Raw genomic sequence first — 21,630 nt, forward strand, 5'->3', positions numbered from 1 at the left:
GGGCGAGTCTAGGGGGTGTCCAGGACGGGGACGCTCGCGCGTCCCTGCCGGGCCCACCCGGCCACCGTCTCGTCGGTGACCTGCGGTGACAACCTCCCCCAGGGTGCCCGCGGGACCCACTGTGCGAGACCGACCGCGTCGCGGGTCGGGTCGCCGTCGAGGTACACCGGCAGCCGGACCTCCTCCACGAGCAGGCGCGGGGTGAGGAACGGCCCGCCGGTGGTCGGGGCGACGGCGATCTCGCCGGTGTCCGCGATGTCGGGCGGGGTCACGCGCCACGGCGGGATACCCGCGGTGCCGCCGGTCAGCGGCGGCGGGCGCAGGCACGGGAAGACGAACGCGACCGGCCAGTCGACGAGCGCCGTGCTGCCCGGCGGGACGACGTCGTCGAACGGGACGGTGTGCGGCACCCGCGGCGCGCTCACGGCGAGCGGCAGCTCCGGCTCCTGGCCGGCGGGGCTCGCGACCTGCGCCGCCGCGGCGTCCCGCGCTCCGCTCGTGGCCCGGACCCGCACCAGCGTCGTCCCCTCGGGCGCGAGGGCCCGCAGGTCGCGCGGCGCGGTGCCCGACCGGGACCCCGCGGGGCCCTCGGTGACCGGCTCGTCGGTGGGTGACGCGGCGAACTCGAGCGACACGCTCCCGCGCTCCAGCGACCCGCTGGCCGTGACGACCACCGGCGCCCGCCGCTCGCGGGCCTCGTCGGGGAGCACGAACCAGTCCGAGCGCAGCTCGGCCGGGGGCTGCCCGGCGCGTGTCGGCGCCGCGGCCCATCCCGGCAGCTCCTGCCCCCCGACCCGCAGCGGCACCACGGCCGGCGTCTGCTCCGTCCGGCCGAACTGCGGTGCCAGCGAAGTGCCGTCACTGACGCTCAGTGTCCGTGACGGCGCTTCGCTGACAACCCCGGGATCGGCCGAACGGGGGCCCGCCGGCAGGAGGCCGGAGCCCGGGTCGGTCTCGACGGCGAGGTCGGGCGCGAGGCCGCAGGGGTTCCCGGCGAGCGCGTGCAGCGAGTCCGAGCCGTAGCTGTACGTGCCGCGCCGGTCGGCGGTGACCTTGAGGAACGACCCGCCGACGAGGGCGACCACGCAGACGACGAGCACGAGTGCCAGCGCCCCGGGTGCCAGCACCCGCGCCACGCGCCGGGGCACCGTGCCCCGCACCGCGACGACCACGGCGAGCACCAGCGCACCCACGATCGTCACCGGCAGCGCGACGTCGCCGAGCGCCACGCGCGCGATCTGGGGCGGGATGTCGTTCCAGAACACGCCCCACGCCGAGGCGTACGCCCACTGGTTGTCCCCGATGAGCACGAGGGTCGTGACCAGCCCGAACCCGGCCAGGACGACGACGAGCGCCGGTCCCCGCAACCGCACGAGCGAGGTCACCAGCCGCGGCGACCACAGCAGCACGAGCAGGGTCAGCACGAGCGTCCCGAGGCCCACGAGCTCGCCGAAGTGCAGCGTCCACTTCGTCGGGCTGACGATCAGTAGCACCGGGGCCAGGGCCACGACCGCCAGCAGCCGGCGCGTCGGGCCGACCGCGACACCGGCGCGTACCCGGGCGACGAACAGCGCCCACGCCGTCGCCGCGAGCCCGAGCAGCGTCAGCAGCACGGCGAGGCGCGCGGCGATCCCGCCCTGCACCGAGCCGGGCGTGATCAGCTCGGTGTACCGCGACAGCTCCTGCCACCACGGCTGGCCACCGCCGATCAGCTGCCGGACCCGTGTGGCCTCGAGCAGCCCGGCCAGGGACTGGTCGGCCGCCATGGGCAGCACGGCGACGGCGAGGCCGGCGACGACGACCAGCGTCCGCGTCCACCCCTCGCGGGCCCCGAGCCCCGCGCGGGCCAGCGCCGGCAGCGCGACGAGCAGCGGCGCGAGGCCCAGGAGCGCCCCGGGGGTCAGCGCCACGGTGAACCCGGCGAGGACGGCGGCGGCGAGCAGCGGGACGAGCGCGCGCGTCGCGACCGCCCGCTCCGTGCACACCCACACCGCCAGCACCCCGAGCGCGAGCCACGGCTCGGGACGCAGCGAGAGCCCGAAGGGCCCCCACCACGCGAAGAAGGCGGCGGCGGCCACCCACAGCGCACCGGGTCGCCGTAGCGCCGGGCCGAGCCGCGGGAGGGCGTGGCGGCGCAGCAGGATCCACAGCAGCAGGCCGAGGACGGTCGCGGGCACCCGCAGCCACAGCACCGAGGCCGCTGGACCGGGCGCGAGCGCGGCCCAGGCGCGGGTCACCTCGTAGAACCAGCTGAACGGTGCCTCGGGCGCGTTCAGCCAGCGGTAGACGTTGCCGGTGAACCCGCTCGTGCCGCGGCTGCGCAGGATGCCGGCGATGTAGCCGTCGTCCACCGTCGCCGGGCCAACCACCGCCCAGCCCGCGAGACCGAGCGCGACGACGGCGTCGACGGGCCGCGGCCGGAGTCGCCGGAAACCCCCGAAGCGACGCCCGTCCCGGCGCCAGGCCGCCACGACCATCCCGGCCAGCCCCAGCAGGACGCCGAAGCCGAGCAGCATCTTCAGCACGGTCGGCGTCGTCTGGAACCGGGTGTCGGTGCGCAGTGTCAGCGACAGCCCGTCGGTGCCCGGCGCCGCGGTGACGACGGCCGCGACGGCCGGGCGCACGTCGCCCTCGCGGGAGGCGACCGCGCGCCCGTCCACCGTCACCACCGTGCTCGACGGCGTCGACGCGACCGCGAGGGTGCACGGCCCGCGCGGCAGGCCGACGGCGGCGAGGGTCTCGCCGTTGCTGCTCACGACCGCCCCGCCCGCGACCGGCCGGATCGCGAGCCCGCCGACCGGGGCGGGCGGGGTGCCCGGCGGGGTGGTGGCCAGGGTCGCCGCGCCCGGTGGGGTCGCGGCCAGCGCGTCGCAGCTCACCGCGGCGTCGAGGGTCACCGGCTGGTAGGGCATCAGCGGCAGCGCGACGGCGGTCTGGTCCGGCGCCTGGGGCCAGCTGAACGTCACCGCCGGCTGGTGGACCGGGGCGAGCGGGAAGGCGAGCGCGCACAGCAGTGTGACGACGGCCGACGCCAGCAGCAGCGAGGGGCGGCGGGACGGGCGCGGGGGAGCCGGGGCAGGGTCGTCCCGCGCGTCCGTCCGCGCCTCAGCCGAGGTACTCACGGCCGGAGTAGGCCTCGGAGGCCAGGGTCGCGAAGCGGGTGAGCCCGCCGCGGGTCACCTGGTCGACGCGCAGGTCGTAGCCGTCGGTGGGGTGGTCGTAGACGATCCGGTCGACGTTGCCCCACGGCAGCGCGGGGACACCGCCGTCGGGCACGGCCGAGAACTGGCGGACCGGGGCCCACGTCCGTTCCGACTGGACCATCGTGCCGCCCCACGACTCGTAGGTCGGGTTCGTCAGGATGAACTCCGGGGTGTTCTCGGCGGCGATCAAGCGCAGGGTCGGGGTCGGGGCGATGCCGTGCTTGACGGCGACCTGGTCGACGCACGGCCAGAGCACCGCCGAGAGCTGGTCGGCGAACGCGCCGCCGGCGATGGTCTCCGACGGCCGGTCCGCCGCCGTCGCCTGGGGCATGACGGGCTGCATCCGCGCCAGGTGGGGCTGCCCGACGGCGACGGAGCTGTCCGGGCCCGCGACCCGGTCCTCGACGACGAGCCGCACCGCGGTCGGGCGGCTCCCCGGCAGCTGGACGGGGATCTCCTGCCACTGCCGCGCGGTGAACCCGCCCGCCGGCGTCGCGGCCACCGACTCGGCCTCGACCGGTGCCCGCGGGTCCCCCGAGGCGAACTGGACGACGACGCGCTGGCGGTCGGGCTCGTTGCCCGCGATCGGCACGACGACGTGGGTGGGGGCCTGCGGGGCGGTGGGGTCGACCGCCGGCAGGGGGTACCAGCCGGTGGTCACCGTGCCGAGCCCCGTGACGCCGGCGGGCGCGGTCGTCGGGTCCGCGCCGGGCGGCAGCTCGACCTCGTCGTGCCAGACAGGGCCCGGTCCGGGCGCCGGCACCGGGGACGGATCGTCCGCCGCGAGCGCGAAGTCCCCGGTGCGGGTGTCCGGGGTGGTCGGCGCGCCGACGTCCTGCGCGGTCCGTCCCATCACCGTCGCGGCCTCGCCGAGCCCGCAGCCCCGTCCGGCGAGGGCCTGCACCTGGCTGCCGGCGACGGTCCAGCCGCGGCCCTGGGTCAGCGGGGCCACGATCATCACGACGACCATGAGCCCGACCAGCGCCACCGAGGCGGTGATCAGCACCGCGCGATCCGGGGTCACGCCGAACGTGCGACGCCGGTGACGTCGGCGCCACCACACCCACAGCGCCGCACCGAGGGCGACCAGCAGCCACCACCACACGTCGCGCAGGTAGAAGTCGTGCCAGTGCGGCGCGAAGCTCTCGAGGTCGAGCATCGAGATGTCGGTGTCGAGGTGGTCCCCGAACGGCTGCCCGCGGTCGCTGTAGGGCTTCCAGGTGTTGGGCCCCGCGAAGCCGAGCACGGTCGCGCCGGTGATGAGCGCGACCGACGCGCCGGTCACCAGCGCGCCGGGCCGGCGCGGCAGCGGCGAGTGCAGCAGCGTGAGGGCCAGCAGCACGGTGGCGGGCGCGGCGATCGCGCCGAAGTGGTTGACCCACTTCGTCGGCCCGAGAGCGAGCAGGCCCAGCCCGACGGCGGTGGTGACGGCCGCGGCGAGCGTCGCGTCGCGCAGCCGCCCGCCGGCCGGGCCGCTGCGACCGCCGCGCCCGCTGCCGATCGAGACGACGACGAGCAGCACGACGGTCAGGAGCACCGGCAGCCGCCGTCCCCAGGTCCCGGTCTCGATGAGCGTCCGGTAGTGGGCCCACTCCTCGTACCAGGGGAAGGTCAGGTAGTACCAGCTGTGAACGTCGGTGGCCTCGAGGACGTCGCCGAGGGTGGCGTCGCCGAAGCCGATCGGGATCGCGACGGTGCCGGCGGCGAGGACGGCGCCGGCCGCGCCGAGCCGCGACCGCCAGCCGCGGGCGGCGAGCCAGCGCCACAGCCACGGCAGCGCGACGACCACGGGCGCGGCGGCGACCAGACCCGACGGCGACACGGTGACCGCGAGCGCCGCGAGCGCCGTCGCCGGGATCAGCGGGCCGATCGCCTCCCGGCGGCGGGCGAGCTCGGCGAGCACCAGCACCGCGGCCGAGAGCGGCACGATGACGATCTCGGGCCGCAGCGCCATGCCGTAGTTCAGCCACCACACGAGGTGCGCGACCAGCAGCGCCCACGCGACGCCGCGCAGGCGGCCGGCCCGTCCCAGCAGCGACGTCAGCAGGATCCGCAGCAGCCACCACGTGACCAGCCCGAGCACCAGGGGGAGCAGGCGCATCCAGAGCAGGCCCCAGCCCGGTAGGCCGATCGCCTCGCCGAGATGGCCCCAGAGCGCCATGAGGTACTGCGACAGCACGAACGGGTTCTCCGTCGTGTTGAACATGTAGATCTGGTTGCCGATGTAGCCGGTCGGCGTCGCGTTGCGGGCCATCAGCAGGTACCACGAGTCGTCGTTCTGCAGCGGTCCGAGCACGACCCACGCCGCCGAGACGAGCAGGACGACCACGTCGGCCGGGTGGAAGCGCGGCCGCTGCAGGCCGGGGCCCCGGCCGCGCCATCGCCGGGTGGCCATCCAGATCGTGGCGACGAGCGCGAGGGCGTGGAGCACGAGCAGCGTGGTCTTCAGCCCGCTCGGCACCGAGGAGTACCGGTCGTCGGTGTGCACGGTCGCCGACAGGCCCGGCGTGCCGGGCGCATCCGTCGCGAGCTCGGCGACCTGCGGGACCAGCGCCCCCGGCTGGTCGGTGAGGACCTGCCCGTCCCGGGACACCCGCGTGCCCGCCTGGTCGGCGGTGATCCGGTAGGTGCAGTCGCCCAGCGGGAGCAGCTCGTCCAGCACGGTGGCGCCCGAGCTGGTGACGACGACGCGGCCGCCGCTGGTGGTCGCCGTGAGCCCGCGGCCCGGCGCCCCGGCGGACTCGGGCTCGGTGCGCAGCGCGTCCCCACCCCCGCGCAGCGCGGCGCACGGGACGTCGGCCTGCAGCGACAGGGGGCGGTAGGGCGTCAGCGGCAACGACGTCGACGCGGCCGGTGCACCGGCCTTCGGCCAGGTGACGACGGGGTCGTCGGCGGTCACCGGCGCCAGCGGGATCGCGAGGCCCAGCAGCACCGTGACCGCGCCGAGCGCCGCGAGCCACCACCCGGCGGCGCGCGAACCACCCCGCTGCGGGCCGACCGTCTCGTCGCGGGGCTCCGCGTCGGGAGCCGGGTCGGCCCGGCCCTCCTGCGCTGCCACCACGGCCATGGGTGTCGACGATATCGACGCGCCCGTGGCGCACCCCGACGAGGTCGACCTCCGCGGACTCGTACCCTCGTCCCATGACCGTCACCGGGTCCGACACCGACGAGCGCCCCGCGCCGCTGGGCCTCAAGGCCCAGATCGTGCGTTTCGTGGCGATCGGGGCGGTCGCCGCCTGTGTCGACCTCGGTGTGTACTCGGGCCTGCTGGCCCTGAGCCTCTGGGCGCCGGCGGCCAAGGGGATCGCGTTCATCCTCGGCACCACGACGGCCTACCTGCTCAACCGCCGCTTCACCTTCGCGTCCTCGACGGGCGGCGCCGGGAAGTTCCTGGGCTTCGTCGTGCTCTACGGCTCGACGTTCGCGGTCAACGTCGGTGTCGCGGCCCTGGTGCTGCACGTCATGGACGCGCCGACGATCAACCCGGGTGTCCTCGCGGGCTTCCTGTCCTGGTTCATCGCGCAGGCCTGCGCCACGACGATCAACTTCGTCGTCATGCGCACCGTGATCTTCCGCGACTGAGCTCCCCGCTCGCCGGGCGCGGCCCGGCGCTCGGGCGCTCGGGCGAGCGGGCGCTCGGGCGAGGGGCGCTCGGGCGAGGGGAGCGAGGGACGCCCTCGCTGCGTCGGACGCAGCGAAGGACGCCTTCGCTCCACTCGCGGCTCCTGCCGCGCCCGGGTCTGCGGAGATCACGAGAGCGCTGTGCACCTCGCGCCGCCCGCCGTGGGTGATGAGGTGCTCCTGATCAACGGCGCGCCGACTCGCGCCGCCCCGCACGGGCGATGAGGTGCTCCTGATCAACGTTGCGCCGACCCGCGCCGACTCGCGCAGCCGCCACCGACCCGGTGCGCGCCCCGCCCCGCCCCCGCTCCGCGCCCCTTGATCAACGGGGACTTCGCGCGCCTAGAAGCAGCGAACATCCAGCTGAGCACACCGATAGCGCGTTCGCTGCAACAAACCCCCGAACCTCAGCTACCGCGAGGGCGACGGCGTGCCCGGGGGCGGGTCGCCGATGGGGCCCGGCGTGTAGTTCCCCCACACCGTCCGCTGCCCGTGCTGCACGGTCGGGGCGGCGGCGTCGGGGGTGTAGGGGTCGAGGCGCTCGACGATGCCCCAGTCCCGCCAGGGCTGGCCCGCGAGGTAGGTGGGCAGTTCGGTGCGCCGTTCCAGGGTCTCGATCCACCCGAGCGGCCCGCCCGCGTTGGCCGACGACCAGTTCACGCCGCCGGGACGCAGCTGGCTCGCGTCGGCGATGAGGCGGTAGCGAGCGACCTCGGCGATGCCGTCGCGGGCGTCGAAGGGGCGCAGGCACGGGCTCGCGAACTGCACGGGCCACTCGAGGTAGCCCGGGTTCTCCGGTCCGAGGATCTGCGTCAGCGGCACGAGCTGGGGCCCGCGCATGGGAGCGACCGCGAGCCAGCCGTCGGGGACGGGCGCCCGGTCCTGCGCGATGAGCCGCACCTCGTCGGCCTGGGCTCCGACGCCCCCGGCGAGGTTGAGCCGGATCTCGCGCCAGCCCGGCTCGCCGGCGCGGCCGTCGTCGACGGGCTGCTGGCCGAGGACCCGCAGGCGGCCGTCGGGGAGGCGGTCGGCGTACTGGATCTGCAGGAAGTTGCCGCCGTTGAGGCGCCCGGCGACGGAGAGCACGAGCGGCGTGGTGCCGCGGCGCAGGTCGTCGTTGAGCGAGTACCAGTCGGTGCGCAGGACGCCGGTGTTGGTGCCGGAGGGGTCGTAGGACCCGAGCGCCTGGTCGGCGAGGCCGTTGCGCAGTGAGTACTCGAAGCCCGACACCCCGGTGCCGCCGCCGACCGGCGGGCTGGCGCCGGCCAGGGAGAAGCCGGTGTTGCCCGGCGTCAGGTCGACGAGCTGGGCGTCCGGCGCCGAGGCCGGGATCGTGTTCGGGGGCAGCGGGGCGGGGCTCGGTGACGTCGTCGCCCCGGGTGCGCCGGAGGTGGTGGTCGGCGGGGTGGTGGTCGTCGTCCCGCCACCGTCGGAGCCGGTGGTGCCCGACCCGCCGGCGGCGCCGGTGCCCGTCGCCGGGGTGGTCGTCGGTGTGGCCGAGGCGACGGTGGGCAGCACGCCGGGTGCCGAGGGGGCCTGCCCGCTCGCGGCGGGGGCGACCGGCAGGACGCCGGCCTGGGTGGAGCCCTCCACCCGGACCGCGTCGGCCAGGCCGCAGGAGCCGCCGAAGGGGTGCTCGAGGACGTCGCCGCCGAGGGAGAAGCTGCCGGCCTGGGCCTCGATGCCGTCGGTCATCGAGACCATCTCGAAGACCAGGAGCGCGGCGCACACCAGCGCGATCGGGGCCGAGCCGACCCGCAGCGCCCGGGCGCGGCGTTCCACGCTCGACCCGCCGCGGGTGCGCCGGAGCTTGCCGATCGCCTCCTTCGGCGGGGCGAGCACGGCCCCGACCGCAGCCGAGGCGGCCGAGGGCTTCGCCGGCTTCTCGGGCTGCGGGCCGCGGGGCACGCCGCGGACGTGCTCGATCCCGGCGAGGATCAGCAGGATCACCGAGACGCCGAGGCTCAGCGAGTACACCGGCAGCGGTTCGGAGAGCAGCCCGACGAACGGCCAGCCGTCCCAGAACGGCGGGCTGCTGTTGAACGGCACGCCCCAGTTGTTCGTGTACCACCAGGTGTTCGGGCCCGTGAACGCCAGCGCGAGGACGCCGAACAGCGCGGCGAGGAAGAGCAGCCGGTTGCGGCGCGAGCGCAGGACGTCCGAGGACGTCGCGAGGGCCGTCAGTGCGGCCATCCCGGCGCCGAGCGCGGCGAAGGCACCGAAGTGGTGGGTCCACTTGGTCGGGGTCAGCGCGAGCACCACGAACGCGAGGACCGAGGACCCGATGAGCCGCTGCGCCGGTCCGAGGGCGGCGCCGGCGATCTTGTCGCGGCGCAGGAGCACGACGATGCACACCGCGATGCCCAGCATCAGCAGCAGGACCGGGAACCGGCGTTCCAGCGAGCCGTCGGCCGCGGTGCCGAACAGCGACTGGTAGCGCACGACCTCCTGGAACCAGCTCCAGTTCGGGCCGAGCAGCGTGCGCAGGCGGGTCGCCTCCCAGATGGCGGCCCATGTCTGGTCGGCGTAGATCGCGACGAGCACGAGCAGGCCGGCCGCGGTGACGGGTGCGAGCACGGCGAGCCACCCGCTGAAGCGGACCCGCTCGACCACCAGGCGCCACAGCGGTCGGGCGGCGGCGAGGAACGGCGCGACGGCGATGAAGCCGGTCGGGGTGGCCGCGACCGCGAACGCCGCGGTGAGCAGGCCGAGCGCCACCGGGGCCAGCCGCCGCGTGGCGACCCCGCGCTCCACGGCGCAGAACGCCAGGAGCGCCGAGATCACGACGACGGGCTCGGGGCGCAGGCCGTTGTTGTAGGGCAGCCAGAACGCGAGGAACACCATGGCCGCGGCCCACGCGGCCGCCTTCGACCGCCGGACCTGCTGGCCGAGGCGCGGCAGCAGCTCGCGGCTGATGAGCAGCCACGACACGACACCCATGGCGACCGAGGGCACGCGCAGCCAGAGCACCGAGTCGTCGATGCGGATCCATTGGGCGTAGAGCTCGTAGAACCAGCCGAACGGCGCCTCGGGGACGCTGAACCACCGGTAGTAGTTGCCGATGTAGCCCAGCGACTCGCGGGCCCGCGCGATGCCGAGGATGTAGCCGTCGTCGGAGGTCTGGCTGCCGATCACCGCCCACACGGCGAGCACCGCCGTGACGACGGCGTCCCGGCCCGTCGGCCACCACCAGCCCTTCGGCGCCAGCCGTGGCGCGCGGCGTCCGGCGCGCACGTCGAGGGCGTGCAGGGCCCACACCCCGCCGATCACCGCGAGCACCGCGAGGATCCCGGCGAGGACCTTCAACGTGGTCGGCGTCGTCTGGAACCGCGTGTCCGGGGTGATGGACACGGAGACGCCACTGACGTCGTCGCGCCCCTGGTCGAGGTCGGAGTAGATGCCCACGACCTGCGGGCGGGCGTCGAACGGGACTCGGATCTCCTGGCCGATCCCGAGGTCGATGAGCGTCGAGCCGGCGTCGGAGACGATCCGCACCGTGCAGTCGCCCGGCGGCACGGTCGCGTTGGCGAACTGCTGGCCGCGGTCGTTGAGCACCAGCTGGCCGTTCTGCACCGTCAGGCGCATCCCGACCTGCGGGCCGTCGGGCGACAGCGGCGGGTAGCTGGAGAAGACCGTCGCAGCCGGTCCGGTGCGCGCGTCGAGATCCTGGATCGCGCGGCACGGCACCGTCACCGACATCGTCTCGGGCCGGTAGGCCACCAGTGGGGCGTCCACCGGACGGGTGCCGGTGGTCGCGCTCGGCCACCTGATCGTCGCGGTGTCCTGGACGACCGGCAGGAACGGGAACAGCAGCGCCAGCGCCGTGCCGAGCAGCCCGAGACCCACCGCGAGCAGGCGCAACCATCGCGGTGCGCGCGTCGGTCGACCCCCGTCGGGGGTCTCGGAGACGTCGTGACCCGGGTCCGCCGGGCCCACCGTCTGTTCCGACGTCAGCACGCGGCGAGGCTAGTCCGGGCGCCGGAGGGCGCCGTGAGGTGGCTCGGGGATCTCGTCATGACGGGAGGGCCTCAGCGGCGCAGGAAACGCTCGCGGCGGCCGAGGCGGACCAGGGACAGCCACTCGCGCAGACCCGCGGGGTCGCGGCGCGAGACGAGGAAGTACCAGGCGAAGCGCAGGTGCTCGATGGCGCCGAACTTGCGCAGCCCCGGCTGGGCGAGCAGGTAGCCCCGGTTGCGGTAGGTGTAGTAGCGCTTGGTGGCGTCGCCCGGGTCCTGGGCGTGGAGTCGGCCGCCGAGCATCGGCTTGAACTCGGCGGACCCGTCGGGGTGCAGGTACGCGGTGGTCAGGCAGATGCCGTAGGGCAGCCCGGAGCGGGCGAGCCTGCGGTGCAGCTCGACCTCGTCGCCGCGGACGAAGAGCCGCAGGTCGGGGACACCGATGACGTCGAGGGTCGACGCGCGGAAGAGCGCCCCGTTGAACAGGTGCGCGATCCCGGGCATCAGGTCCCCGTCGTCACCGTCCCCGTAGGCGTCCAGCTCGCTGCGCCGCCGCATCCAGTGCAGGCCCTGGCGCAGCGGGAACGCCAGCCGGTCCGGATCGTCGATGTCGGCGATGACGGGGGAGACCTCGGCGAGGCCGCGCCGGCGGGCGACGTCGAGCAGGGTCGCGAGGACGTGCTCGTCGACCGGCCGCCCGTCGTCGTCGGCGAGCCAGAGCCAGTCGGTCCCGCGGGAGAGGGCGGTGAGCATGCCCAGCGCGTAGCCCCCGGCGCCGCCGAGGTTGTGGTGCGACGGCAGGTAGGTCACGGGCAGCCCGCAGTTCTCGACGACCTCCCGCGTCGCGTCGTCGGGGCCGTTGTCGACGACGACGAGGTGGTCCGGCCTGCGGGTCTGCTTGGCGATCACCGCGAGCCCGTCGACCAGCAGGTCGGCCCGCTGCCGGGTGACGACGACGGCGGTGACGGACTCGGTGTCGGGGCCGGTGTCGGTCATCCCGCGTTCGCCCGCTCGAGGCGCTCGAGCGTCTCCTGGCTGAGGTTCTCGAACACGTCGCGGCCCTTGTAGTGGCTCACGACGTCGCGCAGCGGGCCCTGCTCGCGGATGATGCCGCCGTCCATCCAGATCGCGGTGTCGCACAGCTCGACGAGGAACTCGTCGGAGTGCGAGGCGAACACGAGCATCCCGGAGCGGCCGACGAGGTCGCGCAGGCGGTCGCGGGCCTTCTCGAGGAAGGCGGCGTCGACGGCCCCGATCCCTTCGTCGAGGATGAGGATCTCGGGGTCGATCGAGGTGACGACGCCCAGCGCGAGGCGCACGCGCATGCCGGTGGAGTAGGTGCGCAGCGGCATGTTGAGGTAGTCGCCGAGCTCGGTGAAGTCGGCGATCTCGTCGACCCGGCGCTCCATCTCGCGGCGGCTCATGCCGAGGAACAGGCCGCGGATGAGGATGTTCTCGTAGCCCGAGATCTCGGGGTCCATGCCGACGGCGAGGTCGAAGACGGGGGCCACCCGGCCCCGGATGCTCGCCCGGCCGCGCGTCGGCTCGTAGATGCCGGCGAGCAGGCGCAGCAGCGTCGACTTGCCCGCGCCGTTGTGCCCGACGAGCCCGACCCGGTCGCCCTGGTGCAGCGAGAGGTCGACGTCGCGCAGCGCCTCGACGACGGGGACCTTCTGCTCGCTGATCCGCCCGCCGGCCCGTCCGAGGACCGACTTCTTGAGCGACCTGTTCTTGGCGTCGAAGATCGGGAACTCGACGCAGGCCCCGCGGACGTCGATGCTGACCATGTCGTTCACACCCAGTAGGCGACGCGGGAGCGGTAGTTGCGCAGCGCCAGGAGCGCGAGCGACCAGCCGATGACGGTGATGGCACCGCAGACCGCCCAGTGCGTCCAGCTCTGGACCTGGCCCACGAGCGGCGCCCGGAAGATCTCGATGAAGTGGTAGAAGGGGTTCAGCTTCGCGAGGAACGAGATGATCGCCTTCGGGCTGCCGGGCGCGCCGCCGGTGAGCAGGTCGGTGGTCCAGATGATCGGCGTCATCGTGAAGAACAGCTGCATGAAGCTGCCGACCACCGGCGGGATGTCGCGGAACCGCGCCGAGATGATCCCGAACAGCAGCGTCACCCAGAGGCCGTTGACCACGATCAGCACGAACGCCGGGATCGCCAGCAGCGCCCACCAGCTCAGGCCGGGGTGCACGATCGCGTCCGGGTTCGTGGCCTTGTTGACCATCGTGTAGGGGCCCTCGAGCTGCTGGAAGAAGATCGCCAGAACGACGACGTAGACCACGACGTTGTGCGCGAAGAAGAGGACCTGGCGCCAGACCGTGCGGAAGACGTAGATCATCAGCGGGGCCGGCAGGAACCGGATGAGGCCCTCGTTGGCGATGAAGGTCTCGGTGCCCTCCAGCACGCAGGCGCTGATGAAGTACCAGATCATGAAGCCGACGGTCACGTACGGCATGAACGTGCCGATGGGCTGACCGAACAGCTGCGAGTAGAGGCCACCGAGGGCCGCCGCGGTCACGGCCATGCTGATCGTGATCCACAGCGGGCCGATCACCGAGCGGCGGTAGCGCTGCTTGATGTCCTGCCAGCCGAGGTGGCCCCAGAGCTCGCGCTGGGCCAGCGCGGCGCGGATGTCGCCGAACGCGCGTCCCCAGCTGCGCGGGGAGGGCGCGAACTCGTCGGGCGCCGAATCATCGGCGTCCTGGCGCGCGAGTGCGGGGACAGCCACGACCGGTGAGCGTACCTGCGCGGGGGGTGGGTCCCCGTGCCCCGGCTCGCCGGTCCCCGCCGGGGTCCTCAGAGGTACTGACCCGTCGCCCCGACACCGCTCGACTGCCCGGACGAGCCCGAGGGCAGGCCCCGGCGCATCTGTTCGAGCTGGACGCGTGCGGCCATCTGCTGGGCGACGAGCGCGGTCTGGATGCCGTGGAAGAGGCCCTCCAGCCAGCCGACGAGCTGCGCCTGCGCGATCCGCAGCTCGCCCGTGGACGGGGGCTCGTCGGCGGTGAACGGCTCGATGAGCCGGTTCAGCTCGTCGCGCAGCTCCGGGGCGAGCGCCGTCTCGAGCTCGCGCAGGGAGGAGGCGTGGATCTCCCGCAGGCGCCCGCGGCTGGCGTCGTCGAGATCGGTGCCCCGCACCTCCTCGAGCAGCTGCTTGATCATCATGCCGATCCGCATGACCTTCGCGGGCTCCTCGACGGCCCCGGAGAGGTCCTCGCCGCGGTCCTCGGCGCCCTCGCCGGAGGAGTCCTCCCCGCCCGGCACGCGAACGGTGCCGACCGGCTGGCCGTCGGGCCCGACCACCATGACCTGGTCGCCGGGGCCGGGCGACGAGGACGTGTTCGGCGATTCCTCACTCATGCCGTCCATCCTCCACCCGGCGGCACGTGGGGCCCGCCCGGCGCCCGTCGGTGTCTGCTGGGCTGACCGGCGTCGCTGCTGCGTGGGGCGCTCCGTACCCTCCGAAGGCATGACGTTCGACGTCGCTCGGGTCCGCGGCCTGGTGCCGGCCCTGGGTGACGGGTGGGCGCACCTCGACGGTCCGACGGGGATGCAGATCCCCGAGCAGGTGGCCACGGCGGTGTCGTCGGCCCTGCGGGCGCCGGTCTCCCGGCCCGGCGGGGTCTTCCCGGCCTCCCAGCGCGGCGGTGCCATCGTCGAGGCCGCGCGCCGCGCGGTCGCCGACCTCGTGGGCGCCGACCCCAAGGGTGTCGTCCTCGGTCCCGGCCCCGCCGCGCTGCTCGAGCGCCTCGCCGACGCCCTCGGCGCCGACTGGGACCTCGGCGACGAGGTCGTCGTCTCCCGGCTCGACGACGCCGCCAACGTCGCTCCCTGGGAGCGGGCCGCGCAGCGCGCCGGCGGACGGCTGCGCACCGCCGAGATCGACGTCGAGACCTGCGAGCTGCCGAGCTGGCAGTTCGACGAGCTGCTCGGTGACCGCACGCGCGCCGTCGCCGTCACCGCCGCCTGCCCCGCCATCGGTGTGCGCACCGAGGTCGCGGCCATCGCCCGCAAGGTCCACGCCCTGCCCTCGCGCCCGTCCGCGATCGACCCGCTGCTCGTCGTCGACGCCACCGCCGCCGCGCCCTACCTGCCGCTCGACCTCGACACGATGGGCGCCGACGTCCTGGTGCTCTCGGCGTCGGCGTGGGGCGGGCCGCCGGTCGGCGCGCTCGTCTTCCGCACCCCGGACCTCCTCGACCGCCTCCCCGCCGCCTCGCTGGACCCCTCGGCGCGCGGTCCCGAGCGCCTCGAGGTCGGGGACGCGCCGTGGGCCCTGCTCGCCGGGCTCGTCGCGTCGGTCGACTACCTCGCCGACCTCGACGACACCGCCGACGGCCCGCGCCGCGACCGCGTGCTCACCTCCATGAGCTCGGTGCGCAGCCACCAGGACGAGCTCACCGACTACCTCGTCTCCGAGCTCCGCTTCCTGCCCGGGGTGATGGTGATCGGCGAACCGCCCCGGCGGATCCCGGTCGTCGCGTTCACGGTCGCGGGGCGCACGGCCCGCGAGGTCGCCGAACGCGTCGCCGAGCACGGGGTCTGCGTGGTCACCGACACCGGCGACTCGGGCGCGCTCGAGGTCCTCGGCGGCGCCGAGGTCGGCGGCGTCGTGCGCGTGGGCCTGGCGCACTACTCGACACGCAACGAGATCGACACGCTCGTCAGCGCCCTCGCCCGCCTGTAGCGCCGCCGCCGCTGGAGCGCCGGGTGCAGCGCTGGGCCCGGGGGCCCGGGGGCCCGGGGTCGGCGTGTGTTCGAGCAATGCGGCTTTCCTGGCGTCTGACGCCAGGATCGCCACACGCTCGCCGTCGCGACACGCCGGGGGCGCGCGACGCCCGGACCGCGCCGGAGATCAGGAGCGCGATGTCCACCTCGGTCGGCCTCCGAATGTGGATGCCGCGCTCCTGATCTACGACCCGCCGAGCACCCCGTCCTCGTCCCGCACGACGAGCACGAGCTTGCCGACGACGCCGCCGGCGTCGAGCAGCTCGTGGGCGCGCGAGGCCTCGGCGACGGGCAGGTAGTCGTGCACGATCGGCTTCACGAGGCCCTCGCCGACCAGCGGCCAGAGGCCCTCGCGGACCGCGCTGACGATGGCGCCCTTGCCGTCGGGGCCCTCGACCTCGCGGGCCCGCAGCGTCGTCGCCCCCACCGAGAGCCGCCGGGGGAGCAGGGAGGCGAGGTTGATCTCGGCCTTGGCACCGCCCATCAGCCCGATGATCACCAGGCGCCCGCCGACGGCGAGGCTGGCGATGTTCGCCTTGAGCATCGAGGCGCCCATGTTGTCGAGGATGACGTCGACGCCGCGGTCGTCGGTGGCGCTCCTGACCTCGGTGGGCAGGTCGTCGTGGTAGTCGATCGCAACGTCCGCGCCCAGGTCGAGGCAGGTCTGGAGGCGCTCCGGCGACCCGGCGGTGGCGAGGACGCGGGCGCCCAGCGCCTTACCGACCTGGATCGCGTGGGTCCCGATCCCGCCCGAGCCGCCGTGCACGAGCAGCGTCTCGCCGGAGCCCAGGTGCCCCGTCATGGCGAGGTTCGACCAGACCGTGCAGGCGACCTCGGGGAACCCGCCCGCGTCGGTCATCGACAGGCCCGGCGGGATCGGCAGGAGCTGGGCCGCGGGCACGGCGACCTTCTCCGCGTAGCCGCCGCCGGCCAGCAGCGCGCACACCGTGTCGCCGACGCTCCAGCCGCTGACACCGGACCCGAGCGCCGCGATCCGCCCCGAGCACTCGAGGCCGGGGATCTCCGGGGCGCCGGGGGGCGGCGGGTAGTTGCCCTGGCGCTGCATCACGTCGGCGCGGTTCACCGCCGTCGCGACGACGTCGACGACGACCTCGCCGGGCCCCGGCTCGGGATCGGGGTGCTCGACCCACTGCAGGACCTCGGGGCCGCCGGACTCGCGGATGTGAATGGCGTACACGGGCCGTGACGCTATCGGCGAACACGGCGCGCCGCCGCGTCCCGTACCCCCGGTACGGGATGGCAGTACGGTGGGGGGATGGGGGAGCAGGAGCCGCGCTGGCTCGACTCCGGCGAGTGGCACGCGTGGCGCAACTACATCGCGGGCCAGGCGCTGCTGGCCGGGCGCCTCAACCGGGAGCTGTCCGACCGGCACGGCCTCTCGCTGGCCGACTACGAGATCCTCGTGCGGCTCTCCGAGCAGCCGGACCACCGGATGCGGATGAGCCTGCTCGCCGAGGAGGTCGTGGCCTCGAAGTCGCGCCTGTCGCACCAGGTGTCGCGCCTCGAGAACGACGACCTCGTGCGCCGCGAACTCTGCCCCTCCGACGGTCGCGGCGTGTTCGCCGTGCTCACCGCCCACGGCTTCGACGTGCTCCAGCGCGCGGCGCCCGACCACCTCGAGGGCGTCCGCGCCCACTTCGTCGACCTCCTCGACGACCACGAGCGCAAGGTCATCGGCGACGTGTTCGAGCGCGTGGCGACCAAGCTGCGCGCCGACTCCTGACCGGCCCTACCCTGGCCCGCGGAAGCGTGGCAGAGCGGCCGATTGCATCCGCCTTGAAAGCGGACGCACCGAAAGGTGCCGGGGGTTCGAATCCCCCCGCTTCCGCAGGTGAGAGACGGTGCGGACGATCTTCACGGTCGCTCCATGATCCGGTGACAGCGGTTGATGACAGCAACGGGTCACTCCTCGGGCTGGTCGTCGGTGGGCTTGCCGAGCTGGTCGTCGAGCAGGCCGAGGGCCTCGCGCTGGCTGTCGAGGCTGACGTGGCCGTAGACGTTCATGGTCATCTCGATGGCCGAGTGGCCGACGATCTCCATGACGATCCGGGGATTCACCCCGAGCGAGAGCAGCAGCGTCACGCAGGTGTGGCGCATGTCGTGGAGACGGACCCGACGGAAGCCGTGCTTGGCGCACAGCTCCACGAACAGCCGGGAGACGTACGACGGCTCCAGCGGCGTCCCGACCCCGGTCGTGAACACGTACTCCGTGTCCTGCCAGCGCAGCCGGCCCGCGTTCGCCCGCTCCTTGGCCTGCCGGTCGCCGTGGGTGCGCAGCACGTGGACGCAGATCGGCGGCAGCGGCACGGTGCGCGTCGAGCGACGTGTCTTGGTCGGTAGCTCCCGCAACTCGCCCTCCACGCGCTGCAGTCCACGCGTGATCTTGAGGGTGCCCGCGTCGAGGTCGATGTCCGACCAGTGCAGCCCGATCGCCTCCGACCGGCGCAGCCCCAGCACGATCAGCACGACCCACAGGGAGTAGAGCCGGTGATCGGCGACCGCGGACAGGAAGCGGCGCGCCTCGTCCGGGCTGAACGGCGGCGGTGTCGTTCCCGTGCCCGGTGTCGCGATCTTCACGCCGCGAGCGACGTTGCGGGTCACCAGCTCCTCGCGGAACGCGTGCTGGAGTGCCGCGCGCAGCGTCGAGTGAATCCACTGCACGGTGCGCGGGGTGACGCCGGCCCTCCGGAGCTTCTCGACCATCAGCCGGACATCGCGCACCGACAACGCCGTGAGCTGCTTCGAGCCGATCAGCGGCACGAGGTGGAGCCGGACGTTGGCTTCGTAGCTCGCCCACGTGTGCGGCCGGATGTGGTGCCGGGCGTGCTCGAGCCACTCGCCGAGGAACGTCGCGACGGTCAGCCGGGTCGGGCCGGCGGGAACGCCCTGGTCATTGGCCTCCTGCAGCTTGCCGATCTTCCGCACGACGTCCTTCTCGTCCTTGCCGTAGACGTAGCGGCGCTCGATCTTGCCGGTGTGGGTGCGGACGTAGGCGGCGCCCGACCAGCGGCCGTCCTTGCGCTGCCAGGCGCTCCCGTCGCCGTTGCTGTTGCGGGTCACGCTGCGGCCTCCTCGATCAGCCGGCGGGCGTACTCCCGCACGGCCTCGGCGTGGACGCGGCGCAGCCGACCGATCTTGACCGAGATGAGCTCGCCGTCGCGGATGAGGTCGTAGACCTTGGCCCGACCGACGTGCAGGGCCTCGGCGACCTCCTCGGGGGTGAGGAACACCCGTTCCATGGATCAGTCCTCCGTCGTCAGCCGGCCGAGGTGGCCGAGGTGGTTGTGGGCAGTGGTGGCGTGGGCGCCGGCGGCGTCGAGATCGGCGACGACGAGCGCCAGGGCGTGGCCGGCGTCGGCGATGGCGCCGGCGGGGTGGCGGCCGAGGTCGTCGAAGTAGTCGGTGGGGTCGGCGCGCTTGGTGCTGCGGACCAGGAACCCGACGAGCTGCGGGAGCCGGCGCAGCAGCTCGTCGAGGGCGCCGACGACGTCGTAGGCGTCGGTGACGGCGAGCGGCGCCCCGTGGGTGGCGTGGTTGGCCAGCGCCACGCTGGTCGACGCGCCGTCGAGGTGGCGGGCGAGGTCAGTCACGGCCGCTCTCCGTTCTGTGGGATGTCGGCGGCGCGGTCAGTGGCGGCGCCGAGCTGGTGGGCGAACTCGCCGGCGCTGCTCGACACGGCCGGGCCGAGGGTCGGGAAGGCCGCGAAGAGCAGCACGAGGGTCACGACGCCGGACACCAGCGCGGGCGCGGCCTTGTGGCTCTTGACCAGTAGGGCGGTGACGAGGCCGGCGATGATCACGATGGCGATGAGGTTCATGCGGCGGCCCGCCGTCCGAAGCGTTGGACGCGGTCGACGTACTCGCCGTAGTCACCGAGGTACGGGACGCGGATGCGTTCGCAGTCCCTGCCAAGTCCTGACAGGTAGGCGATGCCAGGCGCGGCGTTGGCGTGATCAGCGCCCAGGGGGCGGGCGTCGGTGCCGTGGAGCATCTCGAGCGAGTCGGCCGGAACCCTGAAGCTCAGCCTCAGGGCGAACTGGTCGCGGGCGTAGCCGCCGCCGACGGCGGTGGCCTCGAACCGCTGGGCCAGCATCAGGACCCGGAAGGCGGCCTTCCGCCCTTCGGAGAGCAGGCGCAGCACCGCGGAGCGGATGCGGTCGCCGGCCGGGACGCCCTCGCCGCGCTTGGGCTTCGGCCGCGCGTCCGCCGCGCGCAGCAGCCCGGGGAACTCCTCGAGCACCACCAGCACCGTGGGCGTCTGCGCCGACGGCTCGATCTTGTCGCGGCGCGGCGGGATGGTGGCGAGCCGGCGGTCCATCTCGGCCACCAGGTCCTCGAGTAGCAGCGCATGCGCGGCGATGTCACCGGTGCCGGTGACCTGGTGGGCGCGGTGGATCGTGCCGTCCCAGGCTCGGCCGAGCAGCAGGCCGGTGATGTCCGAGCCGGCCACGAGCACGTCCGGGGCGGCGGCGACCTGGGAGAGCAGGCCGTAGAACAGCGCCGACTTGCCCGATCCGTTCTGACCCTGCGCTCCAAGGTGCCCGGCGTCGGTGAAGGCGTGCCCGAGAGTGATGCCGTCCTCGGTGCGCCCGAGGATCACCGGCTCCGATCCGGACGCGACGGCAAGCGAGGGGAGGCCGAAGCCCTCGCGCAGCGGGTCGTGGTTGAGCACGATCAGTCGGACCCACCGCCCGGCGAGAGGTTCGACCCGCAGGCCGTGCCCGCCGAGGGAGTGCGCGAGCCGAGGGCCGTTCTGGCGGCTGGTGAAGTCGCCGGGCTCCTGGCCGGCCATCAGCTCGACGGTGAGCGTGATGGGCGGGCCGCCGTGGACCGCGCTCACGCGTGGGGTGCGCACGGTGAGCCCGGCGGCGACGGAGACGTACTGGCACAGGCGCAGCGCGGTGCAGGCTTCGCGGAACTCGGCGGTGATGCCCTGGGCGAACAGATGGTGCGCGGCCCACGCGTCGCGTTCGGCGCGGCGGGCGCGCCAGCGTGCGACGAATCCGGGCGGGCGGCGGTGCCCGGCGGCGGGTGGGCGGGTGCGGTCCAACGTCCTGGGGGTCATGACCGGCTGCTCCGGTGGGTGCGGGCCCGTCGGCGGCGGGCGCGGGAGGGGGACGCGGCGACCTGGACCTGGGTGACCTCCCAGACCGAGGAGCCGCAGGCGGGGCAGCGCTCCTGGGAGAGCTGCACGACCCCGTCGCCGGAGTCGTCGCCGATCGGGGCGGGGGTCCACTGCTCGACGCAGGCCGCGCCGCGGCAGGTCAGGACGAGCTCGTCGAGCAGCGCCGCGGTCCGGACCTGCACCCGCGAGCGAGCAGGTCGGGCGGGGGCGGCCATCACGCGGCCGCCGTCTCGTCGCCGCCGGTCTTGCGGGCCGGGCGGACACCGCCAGTGACGGCGGGGCGGATGGCGGTGGCGGAGAACGACACCTCGATGCCCTTGGCGCCGTTGCGCGCCGGGCGGACCCGGGCGTTGAGGTCTTCGAGTTCGACTTCGGTGTAGGGCTCGAGGTCGGGGACCTCGTGGCCGATGACGCGGACGCCGTGGAGCTCGAGGCGGCCGTCGCGGCCGGTCGGGAGCATGACGTCGTGGATGGTGATCGGCGCGTTGGTGGCGTCGTCGAGCAGCGGGAGGCCGGTGTTGCGCCGGCCGGTGGGGCCGTCCTCCCAGCGCTCGAGCTGCTGGCAGTAGCCGGTGGCGACGGCCTTCATCCGGGTGGCGTGGATGGGGGCGTTCAGTTCGTACATCGGTGGTGCTCCTTCGGGTGGTCAGGCCGCGTCGGGCGGCTGTTGGCGGGTGCGGGTCTCGGTGCCGCCGCGGGCGAGGCGGCGGCGTTCGGTGGCGGTCAGGCCGCCCCAGATGCCGTGGTCCTGGCGGGTCTCGACCGCGTAGGACAGGCAGGTGCTCCAGACCGGGCACCGGGCGCAGACGGTCTTGGCGCGGGCCACCTGGGCGGCGATGGCGCGGCGGGTCCGGTCCTCGGTGACCGGGAAGAACAGGTCCGGGTCGGCGTCTCGGCACGCCGCTCGGTCGGTCCAGGGCTCCATGTCGGCCTCATTGACTAGACAATGTAGACGTTAGGGAGCCTGG

19 protein-coding genes and 1 tRNA gene are annotated in these 21,630 nt (G+C 74.2%); 4 read left to right on the plus strand and 16 right to left on the minus strand.

Annotation, left to right across the window (positions count from 1 at the left end):
* Positions 1 to 8: 8 nt before the first annotated feature.
* Positions 9 to 3,122 carry an arabinosyltransferase domain-containing protein gene (locus tag QSK03_RS13900; RefSeq protein ID WP_285652906.1) on the minus strand — a complete coding sequence of 1,038 codons (3,114 nt, stop codon included), beginning with the start codon at positions 3,120 to 3,122 and terminating at the stop codon, positions 9 to 11.
* Complete coding sequence (locus QSK03_RS13905) at positions 3,106 to 6,270, minus strand: arabinosyltransferase domain-containing protein (RefSeq protein WP_285652909.1); 3,165 nt, start codon at positions 6,268 to 6,270, stop codon at positions 3,106 to 3,108. The genes QSK03_RS13900 and QSK03_RS13905 overlap by 17 nt, the downstream gene beginning before the upstream one ends.
* Before the next feature lie 74 nt (positions 6,271 to 6,344).
* Here QSK03_RS13905 and QSK03_RS13910 point away from each other — a divergent pair, with 74 nt between their 5' ends.
* Positions 6,345 to 6,785: a GtrA family protein gene (locus QSK03_RS13910; RefSeq protein WP_285652912.1), complete on the plus strand. Its 441-nt coding sequence runs from the start codon at positions 6,345 to 6,347 to the stop codon at positions 6,783 to 6,785.
* Between the two features lie 450 nt (positions 6,786 to 7,235).
* On the opposite strand, the gene QSK03_RS13915 is transcribed toward QSK03_RS13910, so the two are convergent.
* The 5 genes from QSK03_RS13915 to QSK03_RS13935 form a co-directional block, all read right to left on the minus strand.
* Entirely contained in the window at positions 7,236 to 10,781 is a 3,546-nt protein-coding gene (locus QSK03_RS13915; RefSeq protein WP_285652915.1) for an arabinosyltransferase domain-containing protein, read from the minus strand.
* A gap of 71 nt (positions 10,782 to 10,852) precedes the next feature.
* Positions 10,853 to 11,776 (minus strand): galactofuranosyltransferase GlfT1, encoded by a 924-nt coding sequence (gene glfT1 / locus QSK03_RS13920; protein ID WP_285652918.1) that lies wholly within the window; start codon positions 11,774 to 11,776, stop codon positions 10,853 to 10,855.
* Positions 11,773 to 12,567 carry a galactan export ABC transporter ATP-binding subunit Wzt/RfbE gene (wzt, locus tag QSK03_RS13925; RefSeq protein WP_285652921.1) on the minus strand — a complete coding sequence of 265 codons (795 nt, stop codon included), beginning with the start codon at positions 12,565 to 12,567 and terminating at the stop codon, positions 11,773 to 11,775. Before wzt ends, glfT1 begins: the two co-directional genes overlap by 4 nt.
* Positions 12,568 to 12,572: 5 nt before the next feature.
* Positions 12,573 to 13,517 carry a galactan export ABC transporter permease subunit Wzm/RfbD gene (gene wzm / locus QSK03_RS13930; RefSeq protein WP_285652924.1) on the minus strand — a complete coding sequence of 315 codons (945 nt, stop codon included), beginning with the start codon at positions 13,515 to 13,517 and terminating at the stop codon, positions 12,573 to 12,575.
* Between the two features lie 68 nt (positions 13,518 to 13,585).
* A complete protein-coding gene (locus QSK03_RS13935; RefSeq protein ID WP_502872169.1) occupies positions 13,586 to 14,158 on the minus strand; it encodes a bacterial proteasome activator family protein in 573 nt (190 codons plus the stop codon).
* Positions 14,159 to 14,258: 100 nt separating this feature from the next.
* On the opposite strand from QSK03_RS13935, the gene QSK03_RS13940 reads away from it, so the two are divergent.
* The gene (locus QSK03_RS13940; protein WP_285652929.1) at positions 14,259 to 15,476 is read left to right on the plus strand and encodes a cysteine desulfurase-like protein; all 1,218 of its coding nucleotides are present in this window, start codon (positions 14,259 to 14,261) and stop codon (positions 15,474 to 15,476) included.
* A 225-nt stretch (positions 15,477 to 15,701) separates the two neighbouring features.
* Here the strand turns inward: QSK03_RS13940 and QSK03_RS13945 are convergent, their stop codons facing one another.
* A complete protein-coding gene (locus QSK03_RS13945) occupies positions 15,702 to 16,715 on the minus strand; it encodes an NAD(P)H-quinone oxidoreductase (protein WP_285652932.1) in 1,014 nt (337 codons plus the stop codon).
* 78 nt (positions 16,716 to 16,793) lie between these two features.
* Between QSK03_RS13945 and QSK03_RS13950 the strand changes: the two genes are divergently transcribed.
* Together QSK03_RS13950 and QSK03_RS13955 are read left to right on the plus strand one after the other, a co-directional pair.
* Positions 16,794 to 17,261 (plus strand): MarR family winged helix-turn-helix transcriptional regulator, encoded by a 468-nt coding sequence (locus tag QSK03_RS13950; RefSeq protein ID WP_285652934.1) that lies wholly within the window; start codon positions 16,794 to 16,796, stop codon positions 17,259 to 17,261.
* 20 nt (positions 17,262 to 17,281) lie between these two features.
* Positions 17,282 to 17,366: transfer RNA gene (locus tag QSK03_RS13955), tRNA-Ser, on the plus strand.
* A gap of 74 nt (positions 17,367 to 17,440) precedes the next feature.
* Here the strand turns inward: QSK03_RS13955 and QSK03_RS13960 are convergent.
* From QSK03_RS13960 to QSK03_RS13995, 8 genes are read right to left on the minus strand one after another with little or no spacing between them, the layout of a single operon-like run.
* Positions 17,441 to 18,598: a site-specific integrase gene (locus QSK03_RS13960; RefSeq protein ID WP_285652936.1), complete on the minus strand. Its 1,158-nt coding sequence runs from the start codon at positions 18,596 to 18,598 to the stop codon at positions 17,441 to 17,443.
* Positions 18,595 to 18,777 carry a helix-turn-helix domain-containing protein gene (locus tag QSK03_RS13965; RefSeq protein WP_285652937.1) on the minus strand — a complete coding sequence of 61 codons (183 nt, stop codon included), beginning with the start codon at positions 18,775 to 18,777 and terminating at the stop codon, positions 18,595 to 18,597. The genes QSK03_RS13960 and QSK03_RS13965 overlap by 4 nt, the downstream gene beginning before the upstream one ends.
* 3 nt (positions 18,778 to 18,780) lie before the next feature.
* Positions 18,781 to 19,128 (minus strand): hypothetical protein, encoded by a 348-nt coding sequence (locus QSK03_RS13970; RefSeq protein ID WP_285652938.1) that lies wholly within the window; start codon positions 19,126 to 19,128, stop codon positions 18,781 to 18,783.
* Positions 19,125 to 19,355, minus strand: a complete 231-nt coding sequence (locus tag QSK03_RS13975; RefSeq protein ID WP_285652940.1) for a hypothetical protein — start codon at positions 19,353 to 19,355, stop codon at positions 19,125 to 19,127. Before QSK03_RS13975 ends, QSK03_RS13970 begins: the two co-directional genes overlap by 4 nt.
* The gene (locus tag QSK03_RS13980; RefSeq protein ID WP_285652941.1) at positions 19,352 to 20,602 is read right to left on the minus strand and encodes a hypothetical protein; all 1,251 of its coding nucleotides are present in this window, start codon (positions 20,600 to 20,602) and stop codon (positions 19,352 to 19,354) included. Before QSK03_RS13980 ends, QSK03_RS13975 begins: the two co-directional genes overlap by 4 nt.
* Complete coding sequence (locus tag QSK03_RS13985; protein ID WP_285652944.1) at positions 20,599 to 20,877, minus strand: hypothetical protein; 279 nt, start codon at positions 20,875 to 20,877, stop codon at positions 20,599 to 20,601. Before QSK03_RS13985 ends, QSK03_RS13980 begins: the two co-directional genes overlap by 4 nt.
* A complete protein-coding gene (locus tag QSK03_RS13990; RefSeq protein WP_285652947.1) occupies positions 20,877 to 21,287 on the minus strand; it encodes a hypothetical protein in 411 nt (136 codons plus the stop codon). The genes QSK03_RS13985 and QSK03_RS13990 overlap by 1 nt, the downstream gene beginning before the upstream one ends.
* A gap of 21 nt (positions 21,288 to 21,308) precedes the next feature.
* A complete protein-coding gene (locus QSK03_RS13995) occupies positions 21,309 to 21,587 on the minus strand; it encodes a WhiB family transcriptional regulator (RefSeq protein WP_285652951.1) in 279 nt (92 codons plus the stop codon).
* Positions 21,588 to 21,630 lie beyond the last annotated feature (43 nt).

The sequence above is a fragment of the Actinomycetospora sp. NBRC 106375 genome (genome assembly GCF_030269665.1).
Taxonomy (GTDB): domain Bacteria; phylum Actinomycetota; class Actinomycetes; order Mycobacteriales; family Pseudonocardiaceae; genus Actinomycetospora.

What these genes read in the sequence shown, in the direction of transcription:
- QSK03_RS13905 (WP_285652909.1), bottom strand. Translation starts at nt 6,270, where the DNA reads ATGGCCGTGGTGGCAGCGCAGGAGGGCCGGGCCGACCCGGCTCCCGAC.
- QSK03_RS13910 (WP_285652912.1), top strand. Translation starts at nt 6,345, where the DNA reads ATGACCGTCACCGGGTCCGACACCGACGAGCGCCCCGCGCCGCTGGGC.
- glfT1 (WP_285652918.1), bottom strand. Translation starts at nt 11,776, where the DNA reads ATGACCGACACCGGCCCCGACACCGAGTCCGTCACCGCCGTCGTCGTC.
- wzt (WP_285652921.1), bottom strand. Translation starts at nt 12,567, where the DNA reads ATGGTCAGCATCGACGTCCGCGGGGCCTGCGTCGAGTTCCCGATCTTC.
- QSK03_RS13935 (WP_502872169.1), bottom strand. Translation starts at nt 14,158, where the DNA reads ATGGACGGCATGAGTGAGGAATCGCCGAACACGTCCTCGTCGCCCGGC.
- QSK03_RS13940 (WP_285652929.1), top strand. Translation starts at nt 14,259, where the DNA reads ATGACGTTCGACGTCGCTCGGGTCCGCGGCCTGGTGCCGGCCCTGGGT.
- QSK03_RS13950 (WP_285652934.1), top strand. Translation starts at nt 16,794, where the DNA reads ATGGGGGAGCAGGAGCCGCGCTGGCTCGACTCCGGCGAGTGGCACGCG.
- QSK03_RS13965 (WP_285652937.1), bottom strand. Translation starts at nt 18,777, where the DNA reads ATGGAACGGGTGTTCCTCACCCCCGAGGAGGTCGCCGAGGCCCTGCAC.
- QSK03_RS13975 (WP_285652940.1), bottom strand. Translation starts at nt 19,355, where the DNA reads ATGAACCTCATCGCCATCGTGATCATCGCCGGCCTCGTCACCGCCCTA.
- QSK03_RS13980 (WP_285652941.1), bottom strand. Translation starts at nt 20,602, where the DNA reads ATGACCCCCAGGACGTTGGACCGCACCCGCCCACCCGCCGCCGGGCAC.
- QSK03_RS13985 (WP_285652944.1), bottom strand. Translation starts at nt 20,877, where the DNA reads ATGGCCGCCCCCGCCCGACCTGCTCGCTCGCGGGTGCAGGTCCGGACC.
- QSK03_RS13990 (WP_285652947.1), bottom strand. Translation starts at nt 21,287, where the DNA reads ATGTACGAACTGAACGCCCCCATCCACGCCACCCGGATGAAGGCCGTC.
- QSK03_RS13995 (WP_285652951.1), bottom strand. Translation starts at nt 21,587, where the DNA reads ATGGAGCCCTGGACCGACCGAGCGGCGTGCCGAGACGCCGACCCGGAC.